The organism is Solibaculum mannosilyticum (assembly GCF_015140235.1).
Taxonomy (GTDB): Bacteria; Bacillota; Clostridia; order Oscillospirales; family Acutalibacteraceae; genus Solibaculum; species Solibaculum mannosilyticum.
Genome location: NZ_AP023321.1, coordinates 259,603 through 276,386, shown reverse-complemented (window position 1 = coordinate 276,386; position 16,784 = coordinate 259,603). Strand labels below are relative to the sequence as shown.

The following is a 16,784-nucleotide window of genomic DNA, read 5'->3' as shown; positions in this document are numbered from 1 at the left end:
CACCTTTACTCAGAAATAAAAACAGCCGCTCCCGGCCGGAGCGGCTGCATTACAAATTTTTGACTGTACCAAGTATAACAGATATGGATTTACGGCTCAAGGGCAAGGCTGTGCCAATGCAAGGACAATCCTGTGCCAATTACAGCAGCGATTCCACCAGTTGATAAATATCGGTGAATGGATTGACGGCGATTCCAAACGGTTTGCTGCTGCCATTTTGAAGATGATATTGCTCTACACGCTTGGCATTCTGGAGAGCATTGGTTGTATGAGCAGACAACTGGGAATACACATCGCCGGTTTTCTCATAATCCGGAAGGTAAGTGGTCAAGGCATTCTTTACTGCAGGATAATCCTTGAAAAACTTAGTGGTGTACTGAAAGTGAAGCAGATACCAAAATTCAAAACAAGGATTAGAGAGCGCAATATGAATGCCCTTTGCATCAGCCATTTTCTGTGCTTTGGAGAGCAATTTGTCTTTGGCCGCGATAGGATCAGGGGTATTATAGTTCACATCACCGTCTGCAACGACCCATACAGCATCGCCATTGGATACAGAAAGCTGATTTTTGCTTTGGTATTCCACAGCTTTCCGAATCAGAGCGAGGTAATCGGTTTCGCCCCCTTTGGTGTGGCTGCCGACCACGCGAATATCAATGTTGGTCTGGCGGCTGCGATAATGTTCAAAATACTTTGGCTCGGTTTGCGAGCCCTCCGTCACAATCAGAATGACGGGTTTTAATTTCCTGCGTCGCTGTCCACGCTTTTCAATCTGTCCCCGTGCCATTTTACAGCCCTCCCTTGATAAAAGGAATTGCACCAAAACGGCCGATCAAATATCCCTTTTCTACTTTGGTGTCCTTGCGAATGGAAAAATCATAAAGGGAGAACAAGTCTGTGGCTGCGGTCTGCTCATCTTTTTCTGTAAACCAAATCTGATCTCTTCTCAAGAAATCCAAATCAAGAAGGTTGGTGCTGTGTGATGTGAAGATCAACTGAGCACCCTTGGGATTAAATTCTGTGCTGTCGAAAAGGGACACCAGATGCTTGGTCAGAAGTGGATGGAGGTGTGCGTCCATTTCATCAGCCACAAGAAGCGTCCCCAGGTCTAAAGCCTTTTTCACAACACCGATCAGCTTGAAATAACTGTTGGTGCCGTCAGATTCCTCTGCCATATTCAAGGCATAGGAACACGCATTTCCGTTGGCGTCATGTACCGTATGAATGGCATCAATATTTGCAAAAATGTCACTGCGTTGAGAAGGCGCAGGGTCTGAATCGCGCATTTGGAGCGCCTGTATTCCCAAATCTGCAACACGCAGCATAGATGCGATTACACGCCGGTAGTCGTCATTTTTCAACTGCTCTGCTTCAATTCCATAGGCATCCGCCACGGAATTCTTCGTGATGATTTGACAGGAGGCAAACCACTCCAGGACAGGGATCACTTTGGCGTAACTCCAGTTTGATGCAACTGACAAGTAGAGCTTGTTTGCAGAGGTGCGCTCCTTGAGTGTGTTTTGCTCATCAACATCGACCGTAAAACGGAAATCCTTGGTGTTTTTTCTCTCAAAAATAAGCGCCTGTCTGCCGTTGGGATAGTAGTATAGGTATTCCTCCGTGACAGCCTTATCTGTTACAGAAAAGCCATACGCATATCGAACGCCTTCTGTGGTAAAGATGACCTCAAAACTACTGGGGCGAGCAGGTGTTTCAGGATCGAACTTAAATGGTGAACGCGCAATCGTTTTATGGAGCTGCTGGTTATGAGAAGTCAGCACATAGTTTACCATAAACCAGAATGCGTTCAAGACATTAGACTTCCCAGAAGCATTGGCTCCATAGATAACAGCGGATTTCAGATAGTTTTTGTTTCCATCTGCGATGAGATGCTCTGGATGCTCATTGTCCCTACTGGACAGCAGGGATAAGACAACTTTATCTTTGATAGACAGATAGTTCTCTACACTAAATTGAATCAGCATAAACAACCTCCTAATCCAGTGTTTTTATATATTATATCCCGTATTTTGTGAAAAATCAACGCAAACGGAAAATAAAATTAAAAATAGAGAGGGTTGGAAGGATGTATATGCGTTAGGATTGAAATAATAAAATAACCGCCCGAGAAGCAGTTATTTGATACTTCCCAGGCGGTTTTCGGTTTACAGATTCTGCCGGATGATCCGGGTGATGATTCCAAGAGCGATGCCGCGCTCCACATCCAAATGGGTGACGGCAAAGGATACATCATCCTTCTTTCCGGGCATCCGGTAGTCATAACAGGAATGAGCTACCGCATTGACGCCATTGGCAAGCCGGACATAAACCACACCCTTGTGTACATCGGTCACTTTTCCGGCGTATTTACCCTGGATTCGGCACTTCTGGAGATTGTCCCGGTCGGTATTTTCAGATGTGCTCTTGATGTCGGCACGGATTCCGAGGTCTTCAAGGCTGTTGCGCCGCACATTGAGAATGCGGACCAGCACTTCATCGCCCACGGAGAAACGCTCGTGGGCATCGCCGATCCAGTCCCAAGCCAAATCACGGGCCAGAATTGAGGTTTCAACGCCGAATACCTCGACGCGGATGACCTTCTCCGCAACAGCGATGACCCGGGCCTGAACAATACGCCCCTCGTAGATGCGGTACTTCCCCTCGGCGTCCAAATCGAAATAAAAGGTCTGGCGCTTCCGCATCATAGCTTCACGGCGGCTTGCGACAACGCTGCGGGTCTTGGAGTCGATGCCGCGTACCACAAAGTCAATGTCCGCCCCCAGCATATTCCCCAAAATCTTGTTTTGACGCAGCATCAGGTCGGCATACTCCTGGCCGGAAGGGCTGCGGCCCAGATTGATCATCATCTCCTTGATGGGGATAATGATGCGGAATCCCTTGTAATCCACTACGGCCACAGTTTTGCGGTTGTCCAGCTGCTCAATGCCGCCCAGCTGACCTGTGAGGATGCGGCGGGTGCGGTAGGCGTTGTGGATCTCGTGCCAAATGACATCCTCGCGGTCTTCCTGTGTTTCCACCTCTTCACGACTGCGGATGGTCAGGATAGAGGTGTCACTGCGGTGTGTTACGGCGGTCCGGCGCAGAGCAGACGCAGTATCTACCGGCGCCTCCTCTTGGGGAGCGGTATCCTCTGAAATGGGTGTTTCTCCCTCATCAGGCGGCGCCGTATTCTCAACAGAGGCGGAAGATTCCACAGCCTGCTCTTCAGCAGCCGGAGCCTCCGCAGAGTCCTCATTCTCGCCATGTACGGGAGCTTCCACAGGCGCCGCCTTTTTCCGCCGGGGTGCCCGCTTGGGCTTGGGGGGAGCCGGCTCCCCAGCAGTTTCGGAAACCGTCTCCGCCGGGGTGTCATCTGCACCTTCAGCAGACAAATTGGAAGGAGTCTCTTCCTCACCGGCCGCCGATCCGGCAGGCTCATCCGAATCGGAAGGGGCGCCAGAGGCCGTGCCGTCACCCTCGGGGGCAGCTTCATCAGACGCCTCCGTTTCCATAAACTCAAGGGGAGGGTCAGAGCCTTCCAAAGTGGCGTCGCCATCAGGTTGATCCGTAGAGGCGCTGTCATTGGTCTGACCCATAGAGGCCAGCAGCGCACTCAAATCGTCACTGTCAGGCGGCGCCGCCGCATCAGCCGGGGGGCCGGCGGAAGAAATGGTACCGTCCGCGGGGGCGGTGTTTTCAGGAACAGGAGTTTCCTGCTCCAGCAATACTTTTTTCTTGGTTGCCATAAAATTAACCTCCTATGTTTTGTATTAAGAAAGGATCGAGTCCTTATCTGTCGTGATGATGCCATTCGGAGCCTCTGCGGTAGGAACGGCTGCGGTCTGCTTGGTGTTGGTAGATGTGCTGGCCGCCTTCGGCTTTTTCTTCACTGGCTTTTTAGGCGCGGGAGCCTGCGGCTTTGGCTGCGCCGCAGAGGGTTTCGGTTGCTCCTGTTCCAGCCTGCGCCATTCGGGGATATGGGCGGATGCCTTGCAGGAACGGAGCTTGGATGACTCCGGATGCTTGGAATAGTCCAGTTTGTTTACCTTGAGTACCTTTTGTCCCCGGATGATGACCAACGCCTGTGTGATGGGCAGCCGCAGAACTTCGTCCGGGGTGAGGACAGGCCGCTTGCCGACGCCGGAGGTTTCCCGGTATTCCGGCGTGTAGTTGGAGATACGCCAGGTACCCAACTGCTTGGATTTGCTGGATACCGACACGGAAGCCAGTCCCGTGCGGGAAGAAATAAACTCCGCCGTCAATTCATCCGTGCAGCCCAGGAACAACTGCGCGTCGCAGTTGCCCAGAATTTCCTGCCAGAGATTGAGCGGGTATCGGTTTTGCAGGCCCGCCAGATTTTGAAATACGCAGCTCATGGAGATATTCCTTGAACGAATGACGCTTAACCGGCGGGAGAGGTCTGGAATGGTGCCGCAGGCTGTTAATTCTTCACCCAGGACATGCACCGGTACCGGCAGTTTGCCTCCTTCGCAGTTCTTGTCTGCATACCGCACCAGCTTGATGAAGCAGAAGGACAGGAACAGGCTTGCCAGAAAGTCAAAGGTGCTGTCCTGGTCGCTGGTAACAAGGAAGTAGGCGCACCGCTCTTGGCCGGGCAGCTCCAAGTCAATTTCATCCCGGGTGGTGATTTTCTTGATGAGTTCCGACTGGAACACCTGCAGACGGGAGCCGAGGCCGATGATGACGCCGCTACGAACTGTATCGCTGGCCTGCTTATACAAGCTGTATGGCGCTTTGGCCGGATGGGTGGGCGGCAAGTTCTCAAACAGGCTGTCCAAATCGGACTCGCCGCTTAAAGTCAGCAGCCGGTACACCTCTCCGATATTGCGGTTTTGTTCAGCATAACTCTGGTCCACATAGAGGACGAGGGCCTTCAGCAAGTTCATCTCACAGGAATCCCAGAAATGGTCACCCTTGCCGTTGTTGATGGTGTTCTTAATGATGACATCTACAAAAAGCTGCGCCATCAGTTCCTGCCCCTCCACTTCGGAAAGGCAGTTCCAACTGTCCGAGTTTTCCGGATTGACCAAATTGAACACCTTGACACAGTACCCCTGATCCCGCAGATACTCGCTGGATTTTTCGTAGAGCTCACTTTTCGGATCTGAAATAATCAGGGATTCTCCGCGGACCGCCGCCTGAAGGATACGATTCATGCAAAAGGACCGGGTTTTCATGCTGCCGCTGGAGCCATACACAGCCAGATTGCCGTTGATATGGGGATTTTCGGGAATACAGACAGCCTTGTTGTCCAGCATTCCCAGTACAACGCCTTTATGCTTGCGCAGGTCAGGCACCAGATCCAACACACCGGCCATCTCCTTGCGGCTCATCCAGCCGGAAGTACCGTAAGTGCCCTTGGCCGAGTAAATGAAATTCCGGTCAGTATCATATTCGCCGGTATCGCTGTAGCCCATGCGCATGACCATGAGCAGCAAAATTGCCAACAGGCCGATGCAGATCAGGACACCGTACACTCCATAGGGTGGATGAAACACGGAGGCCAGACAGGTAAAAAAATCAGGCGACGCCATCGCCGGAGAAGTTCCGTCTCCGGGGATGCCGCCGCCCTGTTTCCACGCCGCGTAATTGCCAAACAGCTGTGCCAGGAAACCGCCTGCGTATAGAATCGCAAATACGGCGGCCGGCGCTGCTGCCAGGCCTATGATTAGTTTCTTTTTGTTTATGGGAACAACCTCCCCTCGAATTTTGTAAAGTCAATGGTTTGCAGGTGTACCCGGTCACTGCAATAGCGGCGCAGCACATCTGCTTGAAAATCAAAGCAGATCAGCGTACCGGGGCGTTCCATCAGTTCGAGGGCGGTGTTGAAACGCACGATCCGCGGCAGATCGCAGAAGTAACCGAACAGCACCGGCGTTCCATCCGGCTCTGCGGCATCCTGCTCCATGGCCCTGCCGGGATTGCCGGCGTAGAGGCCCTGTGACAGAATGCGGTCAAGTTCCGCGGTTTTCACAGGGTCACACAGTAACGCCAGTATCACCTCCCCCTGATGGTCATTGGTTAGGAAATAAAAGTGGTCGTAGCTGCCGTCCAGCATGAAGTAGTCATGCTTGGCCCCACCGGTACTGGTGAGTATCTGGTAGGCCAGGTCCATGCTGTCCCCCAATACCAGTCCATGTACCTGTTCGACACGGTACTGCTGGGCCAGACGCTGCTGGCATAGAATGTTCCAGAGGAGTGTTTTTACCCGCAGTTCGGATTTGTAGCGCCACTTCATCAGAGCGCTCCCGCTATTGTAGGTCACAAAGATGCCGGTGGGGACCAGCAGCACCCCTGCGAAGCGGGAGCTTCGGATCTGGGTGGCATCAGCCCCCAACTCCTTGACTTCGCGTGAACTGTAAAACGCGGGATATGTTACAGTTTCGCCGCCAAAACCGGTCTGGGCAAAGACCTTCGGCTTTTCATCCGGGTAGAGCAATACCCCGGCATTGCCCATAGTAATATAGGTTTCCGCGAGGCGGTGGAGCCGAAACCTCCGGTTTGCTTCGCTTTTGAGCCGGTTGGTTTCTGCGTCTCCTGTAAGGCAGAATGTAAAACGCTCGGGCCATCCGTCCAGCAGAGCTGACTTGGCTTTGATCCCCAGCCGATAGCCCCGGAGCCGATCCCGGTAGTAGGTGCGCAGCAGTCCGGCCTTTTTGAGCGCAGTCACGACCGCCTCCAAGTAGTAAGGGCTGGCGGGAAGGCGGTTGAGCTGGCTGGTGGGGAACTCTCCCGAAATAGCGGTCAGCGATAAAAGCCGGAACGGAAGCGTATCCGGCTGTGGAAAATAGTTGGTGCTTTTCCCAAGTAGTCACCTCCCTTGAAAGCACAGGATTTTTACCGTAATGACTGAGGACTTCGGTAAAAATGGGCCTCCCCATGAGGGGAAAAAGCCCGGAAAATCGGGCGTTTCAGCCGCTTCGCTGGATGTCGGGCCGGAGAAGGCCCAAAATGGTCAAAAATCCGAGATGGATTGTAGACTCGTTTTATGCTCCGTCAGCCATTGCGGAAAACGCTGCTTCTCCATGATATAGATTTTTGTGCAATCCTGGTCGCCCAGTTCGGCCGTGTTATAGGCATCGCACAACAGGCCGGTATCATCAGCCATCACAAAGGAAGAGAGAAGATCCAGTAATTGCTTTTCCGATAAATTATCGTAATCGCGTATCCGCCTGTCGGGAAGTGCCCGGTCATAGACCTGGGCGAAACAGACAACGCAATCGCGGTAATACGGAAGTGGGTGTTCTCTTGCGTATTGATCAAGGACAAAATAGAGCGGGTCCAACAGGAACTCATCGCTTTGCCGCTGTTTGCGCTTTGGCAGCAAACAGGGCAGCGTCACCTCCAGCACCCTGTCCTCGCAGTTGACAGTGATGCCGTGCGTTGCACCGGCGGATTTGAGATAGTCACCTTTGCGGATGGTTGTGCTGGAATAAATCAGATGCCGCAGCCGGCAGGCAATCCGCTCTGCCCGTAAAGCGGCATCTATGGAAAGTGTTTCATAGTTGTCGGGGTAACGCTGGATGTCAGTGGTGTCCAGCGCGTACAGCGCATTACTCAGACGGGATATATCGTCGAGAATGCTTCCAATGCGGTGGGATATTAGTTTTCGATCCAATCATGTGCCTCCTGCTTTCTTGAAATAATTTGTCTGGCCTTCCTCGTCTACAGTACAAAATCCGGATATGCCCGGACAGTCGATTTGGGCGATTTGCGCCGGAGTATCGACCAGCATGATACGGCGGCTTCCCCCTTTGTTGCCCCGCAGAGCATGGCAGACAAGTGCCTCCTGCCCGGCGGCAATATAAGCAATCTCATATAATTCACCGTCGGCAAAAAACACGAGTTTAACGGGAAAATCAGCCGGAGCGTGGTAATCTACCTGCCGGATGAAGTCCAGCAGGACCCACACTGCCCGGACAAGCGCATGGTCAGTTTTTGGTGTTTGCCCTGCCAGGAAATAACCACCGCCGTCTGTTTGAAAAATGCGGCCCTGCCTCTCCAAATGAGAGAGCAGGGCCTTTGTAGTATCTTCTTTGCCAGGGTGAAAACAAAGAAGCTGGTGTTCACAGAGGCCGGGGTACATCGTCACGATCCGTAGCAAGTCCGTAGCCTCGTTCCCATAGATTTCAGCCCTGGTCTTCATGGGGCTCACCTCCTTTATTAAAGGCGCCAATCAGACGCCTTCAAAGCGCATTGTTAAATAGGAATTGTGGAAAGACGCCATTAGAGCGTCAATCCGGCGTTTTTCGAGAATAGTAGGAAAAAAAGGCGTCTTATAGGCGTATTGGAACTGTCAATGATGCGTTTTCCGGAGATTACAGCAATCCTCTTTATTGGGATTTACAAAATCCCTCCAGAATTGATAGTGTTCCGTTACATCTTCACAGATTGTCTTCTGCGGAATATGGATTTTTTCCACGATCCGCTGCTTTTCTTTCAAAGGAAGATGATAGTAGCCTCCCTGCCGCACGGTATATTTAGAGAAATCAACACCCCGAAACCACTGCTTAATCCACGAATTGACGCGCAGAAATTCAACCACACACCGCTCAATTCCCAAATCATTCAGCTTGTCGAAATCCATGTATTCCTCGATGATGGGGCTTAATCGGATTGCCACATCATACCCTTCCGCTTGCAGAGCCTGAATTGCGCGGATGCGCTGGCTGGGAGGACTGGCCTTTTCAAATTGGGCGGTTTGTGCATCGTCCAGGCAGGTCACGGTAATTTGAATATGGGCCAGTTCCTTGTCCAAGATCTCTAAATACTCCGGGGCAGCGGGAAGTGCAGACTTCGTGACGATGAGATAGCTTACCCTGCATAGATTCATCTCCTGGATGGTCTGGTAGGTAGTGCGGTACTGGAGTTCACAGGGCTGAAAACAGTCTGTCATGCCTCCAAGCCTGATGATGCTTCCGGATGGGAGACTGCGGATTTTCCGCCGGACCTTTTCAATGTCTGCAACACGAGGATGCGCCGCATCCCATAATCCACGAAAATGAAGCAATGAACGGGCATAGCAGTAGTTACAGTTGTGTTGACAGCCGCAGCCGTAAGTATCTAAACGGGTGTTATATTTGCATTTGTCGCCTTCATTGCCTCCAACTTGCTTAAAGAAACTCTTAAACTCGCTTTATATCACCTCTAAATTCATTGTTTGATTACTTTATTGTCGAATACATTGGACTCACCTCATATAAAATTCTAAATGGTTGCGGAGGACGGTACTGCCCCGCCGTCTGTTGGTAAAGCATCCAACCATGTTCTTTACACTACTCCGCGCAATAAAGGGAGGCGCTTCCGCACCTCCCAGAGAAAATGCCTTTTAAGCGGAATCAGCTTGTTCTTGGCGCTTGCGCTCCAAAAGCTCCCGCAGTTCCCTGCGGTCTGTGGTTATGAGATCTTTTTCCAATGGACTGGCCTTGAACTCCACCATGATATTGTTGTTATTGGTGGAGATCAGACCGCTGCCGCGCTCAAAGTGTGTGACCTCCATCGTTTCTGCGTCAGAGAGATGGAGGGTTTCCTGGACACGCTCCGCTTCGTCATCCTCCAGATTGAGAATGATCTTAGTCTTGCTGTTGTTGATGATGCCTTTCCCGAAACGGCCTTCGTCCAGATTGAAAAAGTCGTTAAGGTCCTGGCTGGCGCAGATCGCTGATCCACCGAAGCCGCGAATCGTCTTGAAAATTTCCAAAACGAAATCACCGGCCAGCCTGGTACCCGTGGCGCCTGCGCCGGAAAGAAGCTGCCAGCACTCGTCAATAAAAATGGCTTTTTCCTCGGTGCGGTCAGCTTTGGCGCGGTCCCAAACGAAATCAAGGGCCACGAACATCCCCACAGTCAGCAAATCACCAGTAAGCGAGGAAATATCCAGTACGGTGTACTTATTATCCAGCCGCACATTGGTCTGCTTGTTAAAGGTACTGGCGGAGCCATTCACCAGACGGTTGAGGATATGGGCCATGCGAGTGGTTTCCGGGGCGGCCTTCAAAATCTCATATAAATCGCCCAGCACCGGCATCTCCCGGTAGTAGCCCGGATTGGCCGGGTCTTCCAATGAGGCGTTGTCATGAGTGATACCTTTGGAATTGTAGGTGCGGATCAGAGCCTCATCCAACAGCTGTCGTTCCTCGTGAGACATATCAGGGATCAACAGACTGAAAAATATGTGGAGTTGCTGGATTTTGGCGGCCAGTTCGGAGAGCTGGATTCCCGGCCCGTCCAGAAGCTCACTGACCGACCGATCCACCTTGCGGATCTCCATCACATTGATGCAGTGCGGGCTGGCCGGGGAAATCTGGATAAACTCCCCGCCTACATTGGCACAGGCACGGTGGAATTCGTGCCCCTTCAACGGTGCAATGATGAAAACGGGAATGTTTTTCCGCCTCATTCTTAACGCCATGAGCTGCATCGTAAAGGTCTTGCCTGCGCCGCTGGTACCCAGGATCGCCATATTGGCGTTCTTGTAAATCGCAGAGTTGAAAATATCCACGATGATGAGGGAACTGTTATATTTGTTGACCCCCAGAAGGATTCCATTGTCATCGCACATCTCAAACGAAGTGAACGGATAGCAGCTGGCCGCGCCTCCAGTCAACAGGTTGCGCTTACCACGCTCGAACAGTCCCTTTTCCATGGAAACCAGCGGGAGGGCAGAACAAAATGCCTGCTCCTCCCGAAAATGGCAGTTGCAGACATCCATATCCTGCGAAAGCAGGAGCTTTTTTATTTCGCTGGCCTTCCACTCCAGGTCCTCCACAGAAGGGGCAGTCACAGTAATCAACAAGTTGAGATAATAGAAATCTTCGTTATTCGCAAGGCCCTCCTTCAGAAAATAGCCGCTCCGAATAGCGCCGTCTATATCATCGAAGTCCGTGTTCGTGTCGCTGGCATCCTTGATTTTTGACCGGTTGATGCGGAGCTGCTGGCCGACCCGCTGAATAATGCGCTCTTTGGGTTGGCGTGAAAGAAACATATCGAGGTCAATGCCATCACCGGCATTGACGATCAAACTCAGCCAGCCCGCGGGCACCTGTGTTTTGTAACCATCTGATGGGACGAGCAGATAAGTATAGTACAGCCCGTCTATGCAGAGATACCGTCCATGGGTGAAGTCGATGCTTTTGGGAGCAGCAAATTCAGCCGCCGGGATGCGGTCAATCTCGCCCTCCCGCCCCTTGTCGAGATACTGTGCCACAATTTCCTGTGCCCGTACCGACAGGGGCTTGACCGCACTTTCATTTCGGCACAACAAATTATAGAAAACATCTACGGTAAATTCGTCCTCGTTTTCGTGGACAACGACCTCGTTGCCGCATTGACGCAGGTAATTGGATGCCGTGTGGACAGCACTTTGGAGAGATTGGATTGCCTCATCTTCCTGTTCGGAGCGCCGGGTATTGGCCCAGGGCTCATACTCGAAAATCAGGAAAAACCGCCGGGTCACAGCTTCCCGGGAGCCGACCTGCTGCACAAAGTTCAGGTAATCCTCCTGCATCAAGCGGCACTGCTCGTTTTCCTCATGGGCCATCTCCTGGCGCACCGTGTCCAGGTGGCGGTTGATGTCCGCACGGCGGGTCAGAACCTTGATTTGGAGCTTGATGGGCGAGATCTTCAGGTACGAAACGAAGGAGTAGATGATATTCCTCTGTTCCCGGGCGCTGCGCAGCATAAAGTTGATGGGGACAACTTCGACCACCTTGACAAAGCGATGGTCTTTGGTATAGATAATGCCGTTCTCCACTTTCTCAATGGGCAGATAATCCGCCACTGGATTGAGGCAGGCGGGCTTCTGCTCCTTGACACGGGCGGGGCGTTTGGGCAGGCGTTCCTTTTCATGGCGCTTTTTTGCGTTCTTTTTTGCCTTATTGCCCTTGGCAGGACGATCCTTTTTAGCATTTTTCTTGGGCCGGAGCTTTTCACGGATTTCATATCCGCGGACTTCATCAAACTCAGCGGGGAAATCTGCTTCACCAGACCGCCGGCGCTTCGGCGCCTTGGGCTTTCTCTCCTTTGGAGGCTTCTGTTTGAGATGCTTGCCGGCTGATTTGGAGGGAGCCGTTTTTTCACAGGGCTGTTCACCGTCACCGCCGACAACGCGGCGATTCCGCAGGTATTTCAGAAAAGTGATCAGAAACTGCGAGAGACTTTCCCCTGAAATGCCAATGAGGGCAACCAATGCCACCGGGAGCGCAGTCAGGCATAAAGCAATAATGCGGGCGGTCAGCCCAAATGGAAGGCACAAAAAAACCGGCGTCCCAATGGCAAGTGCCAGGATGCCGGCTTCAATCACATTCCGCGCACGGAACATACCGCCAAAAAAAGTGCCTGTTTCTATGAAGTTCGGCGGTATGATATAAATATCATGGTCATTCTTGTTGCTCATGTATTACCTCGTTTCTGATGCCGGGGTGCGGTGCGGTCAGCCAATAATCCAGAAAGGACCGCCTGCTGCCGCACGGCGGCTTGCTTCATTTAAGATGATGGACAGATCCCACAACTGCCCGCTTCGCTTGTAACTGGCCGGGTCAGCCACCATGATCTGGCCGTCTTTTACGCCACGGAGAACAATGAAGTGGCCGGATGAGGTAAAATGGCCTTCGGACATAATTGCCACGACCAGCTTGCCATCTGCGAGAGCGTCCAGAATCCGCTGGGGCTCGGAAGTCGTGCAGCCGGATACCGGAAGGCCCCATTCCTCCGCAGCAGCAGGGATCAATGCGTGATAAGAGCCGCTGCTTTTGCACCAATAGCCATTGTCATATGACCACTTTGCCATTTCCACCGGGTCTACCATATCGTCCGTGAGGGAGGAAACCACGATTGCCATGGCGGTGGGCCCGCACCCATAGCCGCCGATGTTATCGGTGCCATAGGGTTGACTGGCATAGCGTTCATCCAGCTGATTGTAATAAACAACCGGGGTCCCGCCGTCGGTAAAGGTTACATCTCCAAGGGAGGGGATACTGTTCCCTGTCCACTCGTCCACATTTTGCAGCAGGCCGTCGCCTAAAAAGAGACTTAGGTTAGAGGCATAATCGGACGCCAGTTCTTTCTGCTCATCCGTAAGCGCGAAAACATGGTCGGCAAGATAAGACTCGCCGTTGTAGCGAATGGTATAGATCATCCAGATCTCGATGGAGATGGTTTCCTCACCGGTCTCCGGATCTTCGGATGTGACCTCACGGCTCTCCCGCACACTGGTATAAGAGTATAGATGCTCTTTGTTCTCCCGCAGGACAGTGGACAGGTCATCCAGCGAAATGCTCTCAAAGTCTTCATCCCGGGCAGCGCAATACTGTGAAACGATGAGGTTGGCGTTGTAGACCAGGCCGGAAGAATAGGGGTTTTTGACCTCCATTTTGTCGGCGCCAGAAGAGGCAAAGTCCACTTCGATACGGGCCATCACATCATCCAGCGCCTCACCCAGAATGGCGTTGATGGCAAAGGTAATGTCGTTGGCGTTTTCTACGATGGCGGTTTCGCTGTTGAGGATAGGCGTGTCAGGATCAGCTGGTGAAAAGGCATTGACCAGCCCTCCAAAAATCAGGCCGGGCAGCATCAGGAGGAAAAGGACAGGCAGCAAAAGCAGAATGGCAATGACGGCAATGATTTTGCCGATGTGCTTTCGGCCGGCCCAGACGGCCCCAGCCACAGCCCCATAGGGGCCGGCGGCGGCAGCGCCTTTCGCTGCTCCAGAGATGGCCTTGCCAGCTTTGATAGCGCCTTTGACCGTATGTGCGGCAGAGGCCGCAGCATCTACTGTTTCGGCGGAGCTGTTTTTTTGTTCTTCAGCCATTAGAGTTTGTCCTTTCTTTTGGGAGTAGGCGGCAGTTTCTTCACGATGGATTCGTGATAGGCAATCGAGCCGTCCGGTGCCATATAGGGGGATTTTTCAACCGCATCCGCGGCATACTGCTTATACCAGGCAGTACCATCTACAGCGTGAACGGTTGTGTATTGGCCTTCCGGCGCCACATACTGGTCTGCATGATACATACCAAAAGCGATGCCTTCTGGATGCTCCGGAGTGACTTCTGTGCCGGTAATGCGGCCGCCGCCAATCTCCACATTCTGATAAGTGGGAATATTCTCGGCCCCGGGCTCCAATGCCGCATGACCCATGTAGGAATGCAGAGCTTCTACAGCTTTATCCCCGGTCATAGTTCCCATCTGGGTGATACTCCCGGTAGCAACCGATCCTATGACATTGTTGGCAAAATTGCCTCCTTTGCTTACGGAGGAGGCGTAGATATGTCCACCGATGCCGCCTGCAGCGCCGCCGACCAGCCCACTTAATCCGGAGGGCTTGGCATCCGGGGGCGTTGTGGCCGTTTTGACCGCATTATTGGTAACATTCCTTTTAATCACGCCGGCCAAGCCACCGCTGGCAAAACCAGCGCCGAATCCAGCACCGCCTTTTCCGCCACCGTTTGCACGGACATGGGAGGAATGACTGCTGCGGCCTCCCGCAAAGTGATTGCTGGCAAAGCTCTTAAATCCGCTGAATCCCCTGGCCGCAATCATAGCCTCCGCCAGCATACTGCCTCCGGTATGGCCGACATTGACGCCCAGACTTGCCATAAAAGAATCGATCTTCTGTGATACTTTAAGAAATCCGATTGCGCACATAAACCAGATCAGCACATTCCCCGAAACGGCTTCTTTGCCTACGGCGTCCACTTGTGCCTGGACTTCTTCCTCCGAAATAGCGAAAGCAGGCTGGCAGAACAGACAGGAGAGAGCTGCGACCATCAGCGCAAGGAACAAAATTTTCTTGAGTCTTTTCAAAATGGCCCTCCTTACAAAGAGAGCGGGTTGGAGATAAACGAACCAACCATGCTCGTGAACAGGCGCAGGCACCAGGCGTTCATCAGCAGAAGAAAAATCTGACCGCCCAGCATCCGGCACCAGGATTTCCAGATGTTTGATGTTGTCTGGCTTGCCCCCATGGAAAAGGCTACTGGAGCCGTATAGACCAGCACGCCGAGCAATACATATCGCTCTGCCGCTTCCAGCAGCAACTTCAGGTAGTTCCACGCCAGAATGATGACTAAAATCAGAGTGATAAGGGCCACAGCCCCATTGGCGCACACCCCGATGATGACCAGCATGACAGAATTGAAATCCGCAAAACTGAGTGCCGGCAGCTCCGAATCCATAATCCAGTTATACGGTGTGCCGCCGATGGTCAGGATCATGCTGACAATCTCATTGGAGAAGAACGCTAAAAGAATAAAAATGACGGACCGGATGCTCAATTTGAGCGGGTCTTCCGCTTCAATACCGGCTCCCAGGCCAAAGTTCTTGAACAGCTGCCACACCCAGTTAAGGAGAATGATACCGATGCCCAGTGCCACAAAAACGCTGTACATCGTTTCGGCTGCGGGAAAGTAGCGCAGAAATACCGCCATATCGCAGCCCAGTGCCCCCAAAACCGAGGTGGTTATCAAGTCAAGGCCCGCCATGACCTGCTCTGCAATCCATTCAACAATGCCGTCCAGAATACCCATAGGTCATGCCTCCTTTCGTCGGGTATCAATGTGATGCCGATCAACCTGCCCACTGACCACCCTCAAAGAAGGGGACGATATAGGACATGATAAAGCCCAGACTGTTTAAGATGGCCCAGGTGATAACAATTCGTTTGAGCCAAGCTCTGCTTTCATCCACCGTTTTACCAGAACGGGAGAAATTCATGAGCAGCAATGCTACCGAAGCGGTCACAATGGCCGCAATCGTGGAGATAGCGAGGATCTGCGTGTAGACATCCTGCATGATTTCTGTGGCCTTTGTCCAAACATCGGTTGCGGCAAAGGCCGGCTGGCTGAACATCAATGAGACGGTGGGACACAGAAACGCCATATAAGCGATTCTGCCAATGGAAAAACGGCGCGGAGGGCTGGTATCGCCGTTTCGCTTTTGGTGAGGAATCTTGCGTTTTTTCAATTTTCGGACCTCCAATCCAAATGTAATATGCGGGACTCAAACAAAAGAGGAGCCCGCAGCTCTTGTAATAGATGCGGGCTCCCTCCCCAATCGGCCGGTCATTAGGGCAGCAAAAAAGCACCTTGAAAAAGGTGCCGTTCACTGCCTGCATTCAGTTTTGGGTGCAAGTTTGAGCATATTCAGTTTAGCACACCAGGATTTACGGCTCAAGGGCAGGAATGCGCCAATTTCATTCCCGTATTCTGCCAATTATTTGCCCTTGGCCTTTTCATCTGGTTTTGGCGCTGGAAAGAACTGTTCCAGCATATCCAAACTGTCTTTGGAGGTGTACCCCCATAGTACGGAACTGAGTGCGTCAATGGCTTCCCTGCGCCTGCGGTAGTAAGTACGGAATGAGATGTCCCGGATATGCGGACGCAAATTCTCGATGATCTCCTCCACATTTTTGAGTTGCTGCGGGGAGAGGAAGGAGTAGTAAAGCAGCCAGTAATAGGCCTCGCCGTTCTTGTGGCGGGTACGAAGCAATTCGACTGCTGAATCCAAAAGTTTCAGCATTTTGTGGCTGCGCTCAATGCACTTAGCATGGTGTTCAATATCGCTCCCATTCAGATCGGCGCCGGCCAGATAGATGGAATCCAGAAATTCCTCGATGGATGTGCCGTATTCGATCTCAAACTTGGAACGCACATGCTGGACAGAAATTTCCAGGCTCCACACCACATCGCGGTATTTTTTCAACAGTTTCCAGGTATCATGGTACAGCGGGTTTTCTGCGACATCTTTTTCAACAAATTTCTTCATGGTAA

13 protein-coding genes and 1 pseudogene are annotated in these 16,784 nt (G+C 52.2%); all 14 read right to left on the bottom strand.

What is annotated here, in order from left to right:
- Positions 1-139 precede the first annotated feature (139 nt).
- Complete coding sequence (locus tag C12CBH8_RS01205) at positions 140-787, bottom strand: RloB family protein (protein WP_009258055.1); 648 nt, start codon at positions 785-787, stop codon at positions 140-142.
- A 1-nt stretch (position 788) separates the two neighbouring features.
- Positions 789-1,985, bottom strand: a complete 1,197-nt coding sequence (locus C12CBH8_RS01200; RefSeq protein ID WP_009258056.1) for an AAA family ATPase — start codon at positions 1,983-1,985, stop codon at positions 789-791.
- Positions 1,986-2,165: 180 nt separating this feature from the next.
- Positions 2,166-3,746 carry a S1 RNA-binding domain-containing protein gene (locus C12CBH8_RS01195; protein WP_009258057.1) on the bottom strand — a complete coding sequence of 527 codons (1,581 nt, stop codon included), beginning with the start codon at positions 3,744-3,746 and terminating at the stop codon, positions 2,166-2,168.
- 24 nt (positions 3,747-3,770) lie between these two features.
- Positions 3,771-5,687: a VirD4-like conjugal transfer protein, CD1115 family gene (locus C12CBH8_RS01190; RefSeq protein WP_176834734.1), complete on the bottom strand. Its 1,917-nt coding sequence runs from the start codon at positions 5,685-5,687 to the stop codon at positions 3,771-3,773.
- Between the two features lie 17 nt (positions 5,688-5,704).
- Positions 5,705-6,691 carry a hypothetical protein gene (locus C12CBH8_RS01185; RefSeq protein WP_009258059.1) on the bottom strand — a complete coding sequence of 329 codons (987 nt, stop codon included), beginning with the start codon at positions 6,689-6,691 and terminating at the stop codon, positions 5,705-5,707.
- 285 nt (positions 6,692-6,976) lie between these two features.
- A complete protein-coding gene (locus C12CBH8_RS01180) occupies positions 6,977-7,639 on the bottom strand; it encodes a DUF6100 family protein (RefSeq protein ID WP_009258060.1) in 663 nt (220 codons plus the stop codon).
- Positions 7,640-8,167, bottom strand: a complete 528-nt coding sequence (locus C12CBH8_RS01175) for a DUF5697 family protein (RefSeq protein ID WP_009258061.1) — start codon at positions 8,165-8,167, stop codon at positions 7,640-7,642. It lies immediately after the preceding gene.
- A gap of 150 nt (positions 8,168-8,317) precedes the next feature.
- Positions 8,318-9,064 (bottom strand): annotated as a pseudogene (locus C12CBH8_RS01170) (hypothetical protein); the annotation flags it as partial.
- 285 nt (positions 9,065-9,349) lie between these two features.
- A complete protein-coding gene (locus C12CBH8_RS01165) occupies positions 9,350-12,415 on the bottom strand; it encodes a VirB4 family type IV secretion system protein (RefSeq protein WP_071698951.1) in 3,066 nt (1,021 codons plus the stop codon).
- 36 nt (positions 12,416-12,451) lie between these two features.
- Entirely contained in the window at positions 12,452-13,828 is a 1,377-nt protein-coding gene (locus tag C12CBH8_RS01160; protein WP_215533389.1) for a C39 family peptidase, read from the bottom strand.
- Positions 13,828-14,820 (bottom strand): hypothetical protein, encoded by a 993-nt coding sequence (locus C12CBH8_RS01155; protein ID WP_009258065.1) that lies wholly within the window; start codon positions 14,818-14,820, stop codon positions 13,828-13,830. Before C12CBH8_RS01155 ends, C12CBH8_RS01160 begins: the two co-directional genes overlap by 1 nt.
- An 11-nt stretch (positions 14,821-14,831) precedes the next feature.
- Entirely contained in the window at positions 14,832-15,542 is a 711-nt protein-coding gene (locus tag C12CBH8_RS01150) for a hypothetical protein (protein ID WP_009258066.1), read from the bottom strand.
- A 40-nt stretch (positions 15,543-15,582) separates the two neighbouring features.
- Entirely contained in the window at positions 15,583-15,978 is a 396-nt protein-coding gene (locus tag C12CBH8_RS01145) for a hypothetical protein (protein ID WP_009258067.1), read from the bottom strand.
- Between the two features lie 249 nt (positions 15,979-16,227).
- Entirely contained in the window at positions 16,228-16,779 is a 552-nt protein-coding gene (locus C12CBH8_RS01140; protein WP_009258068.1) for a hypothetical protein, read from the bottom strand.
- Positions 16,780-16,784 lie beyond the last annotated feature (5 nt).

Coding starts and splice junctions, on each gene's coding strand:
- C12CBH8_RS01195 (WP_009258057.1), bottom strand. CDS start 3,746: ATGGCAACCAAGAAAAAAGTATTGCTGGAGCAGGAAACTCCTGTTCCT.
- C12CBH8_RS01175 (WP_009258061.1), bottom strand. CDS start 8,167: ATGAAGACCAGGGCTGAAATCTATGGGAACGAGGCTACGGACTTGCTA.
- C12CBH8_RS01160 (WP_215533389.1), bottom strand. CDS start 13,828: ATGGCTGAAGAACAAAAAAACAGCTCCGCCGAAACAGTAGATGCTGCG.
- C12CBH8_RS01140 (WP_009258068.1), bottom strand. CDS start 16,779: ATGAAGAAATTTGTTGAAAAAGATGTCGCAGAAAACCCGCTGTACCAT.
- C12CBH8_RS01165 (WP_071698951.1), bottom strand. CDS start 12,415: ATGAGCAACAAGAATGACCATGATATTTATATCATACCGCCGAACTTC.
- C12CBH8_RS01150 (WP_009258066.1), bottom strand. CDS start 15,542: ATGGGTATTCTGGACGGCATTGTTGAATGGATTGCAGAGCAGGTCATG.
- C12CBH8_RS01200 (WP_009258056.1), bottom strand. CDS start 1,985: ATGCTGATTCAATTTAGTGTAGAGAACTATCTGTCTATCAAAGATAAA.
- C12CBH8_RS01205 (WP_009258055.1), bottom strand. CDS start 787: ATGGCACGGGGACAGATTGAAAAGCGTGGACAGCGACGCAGGAAATTA.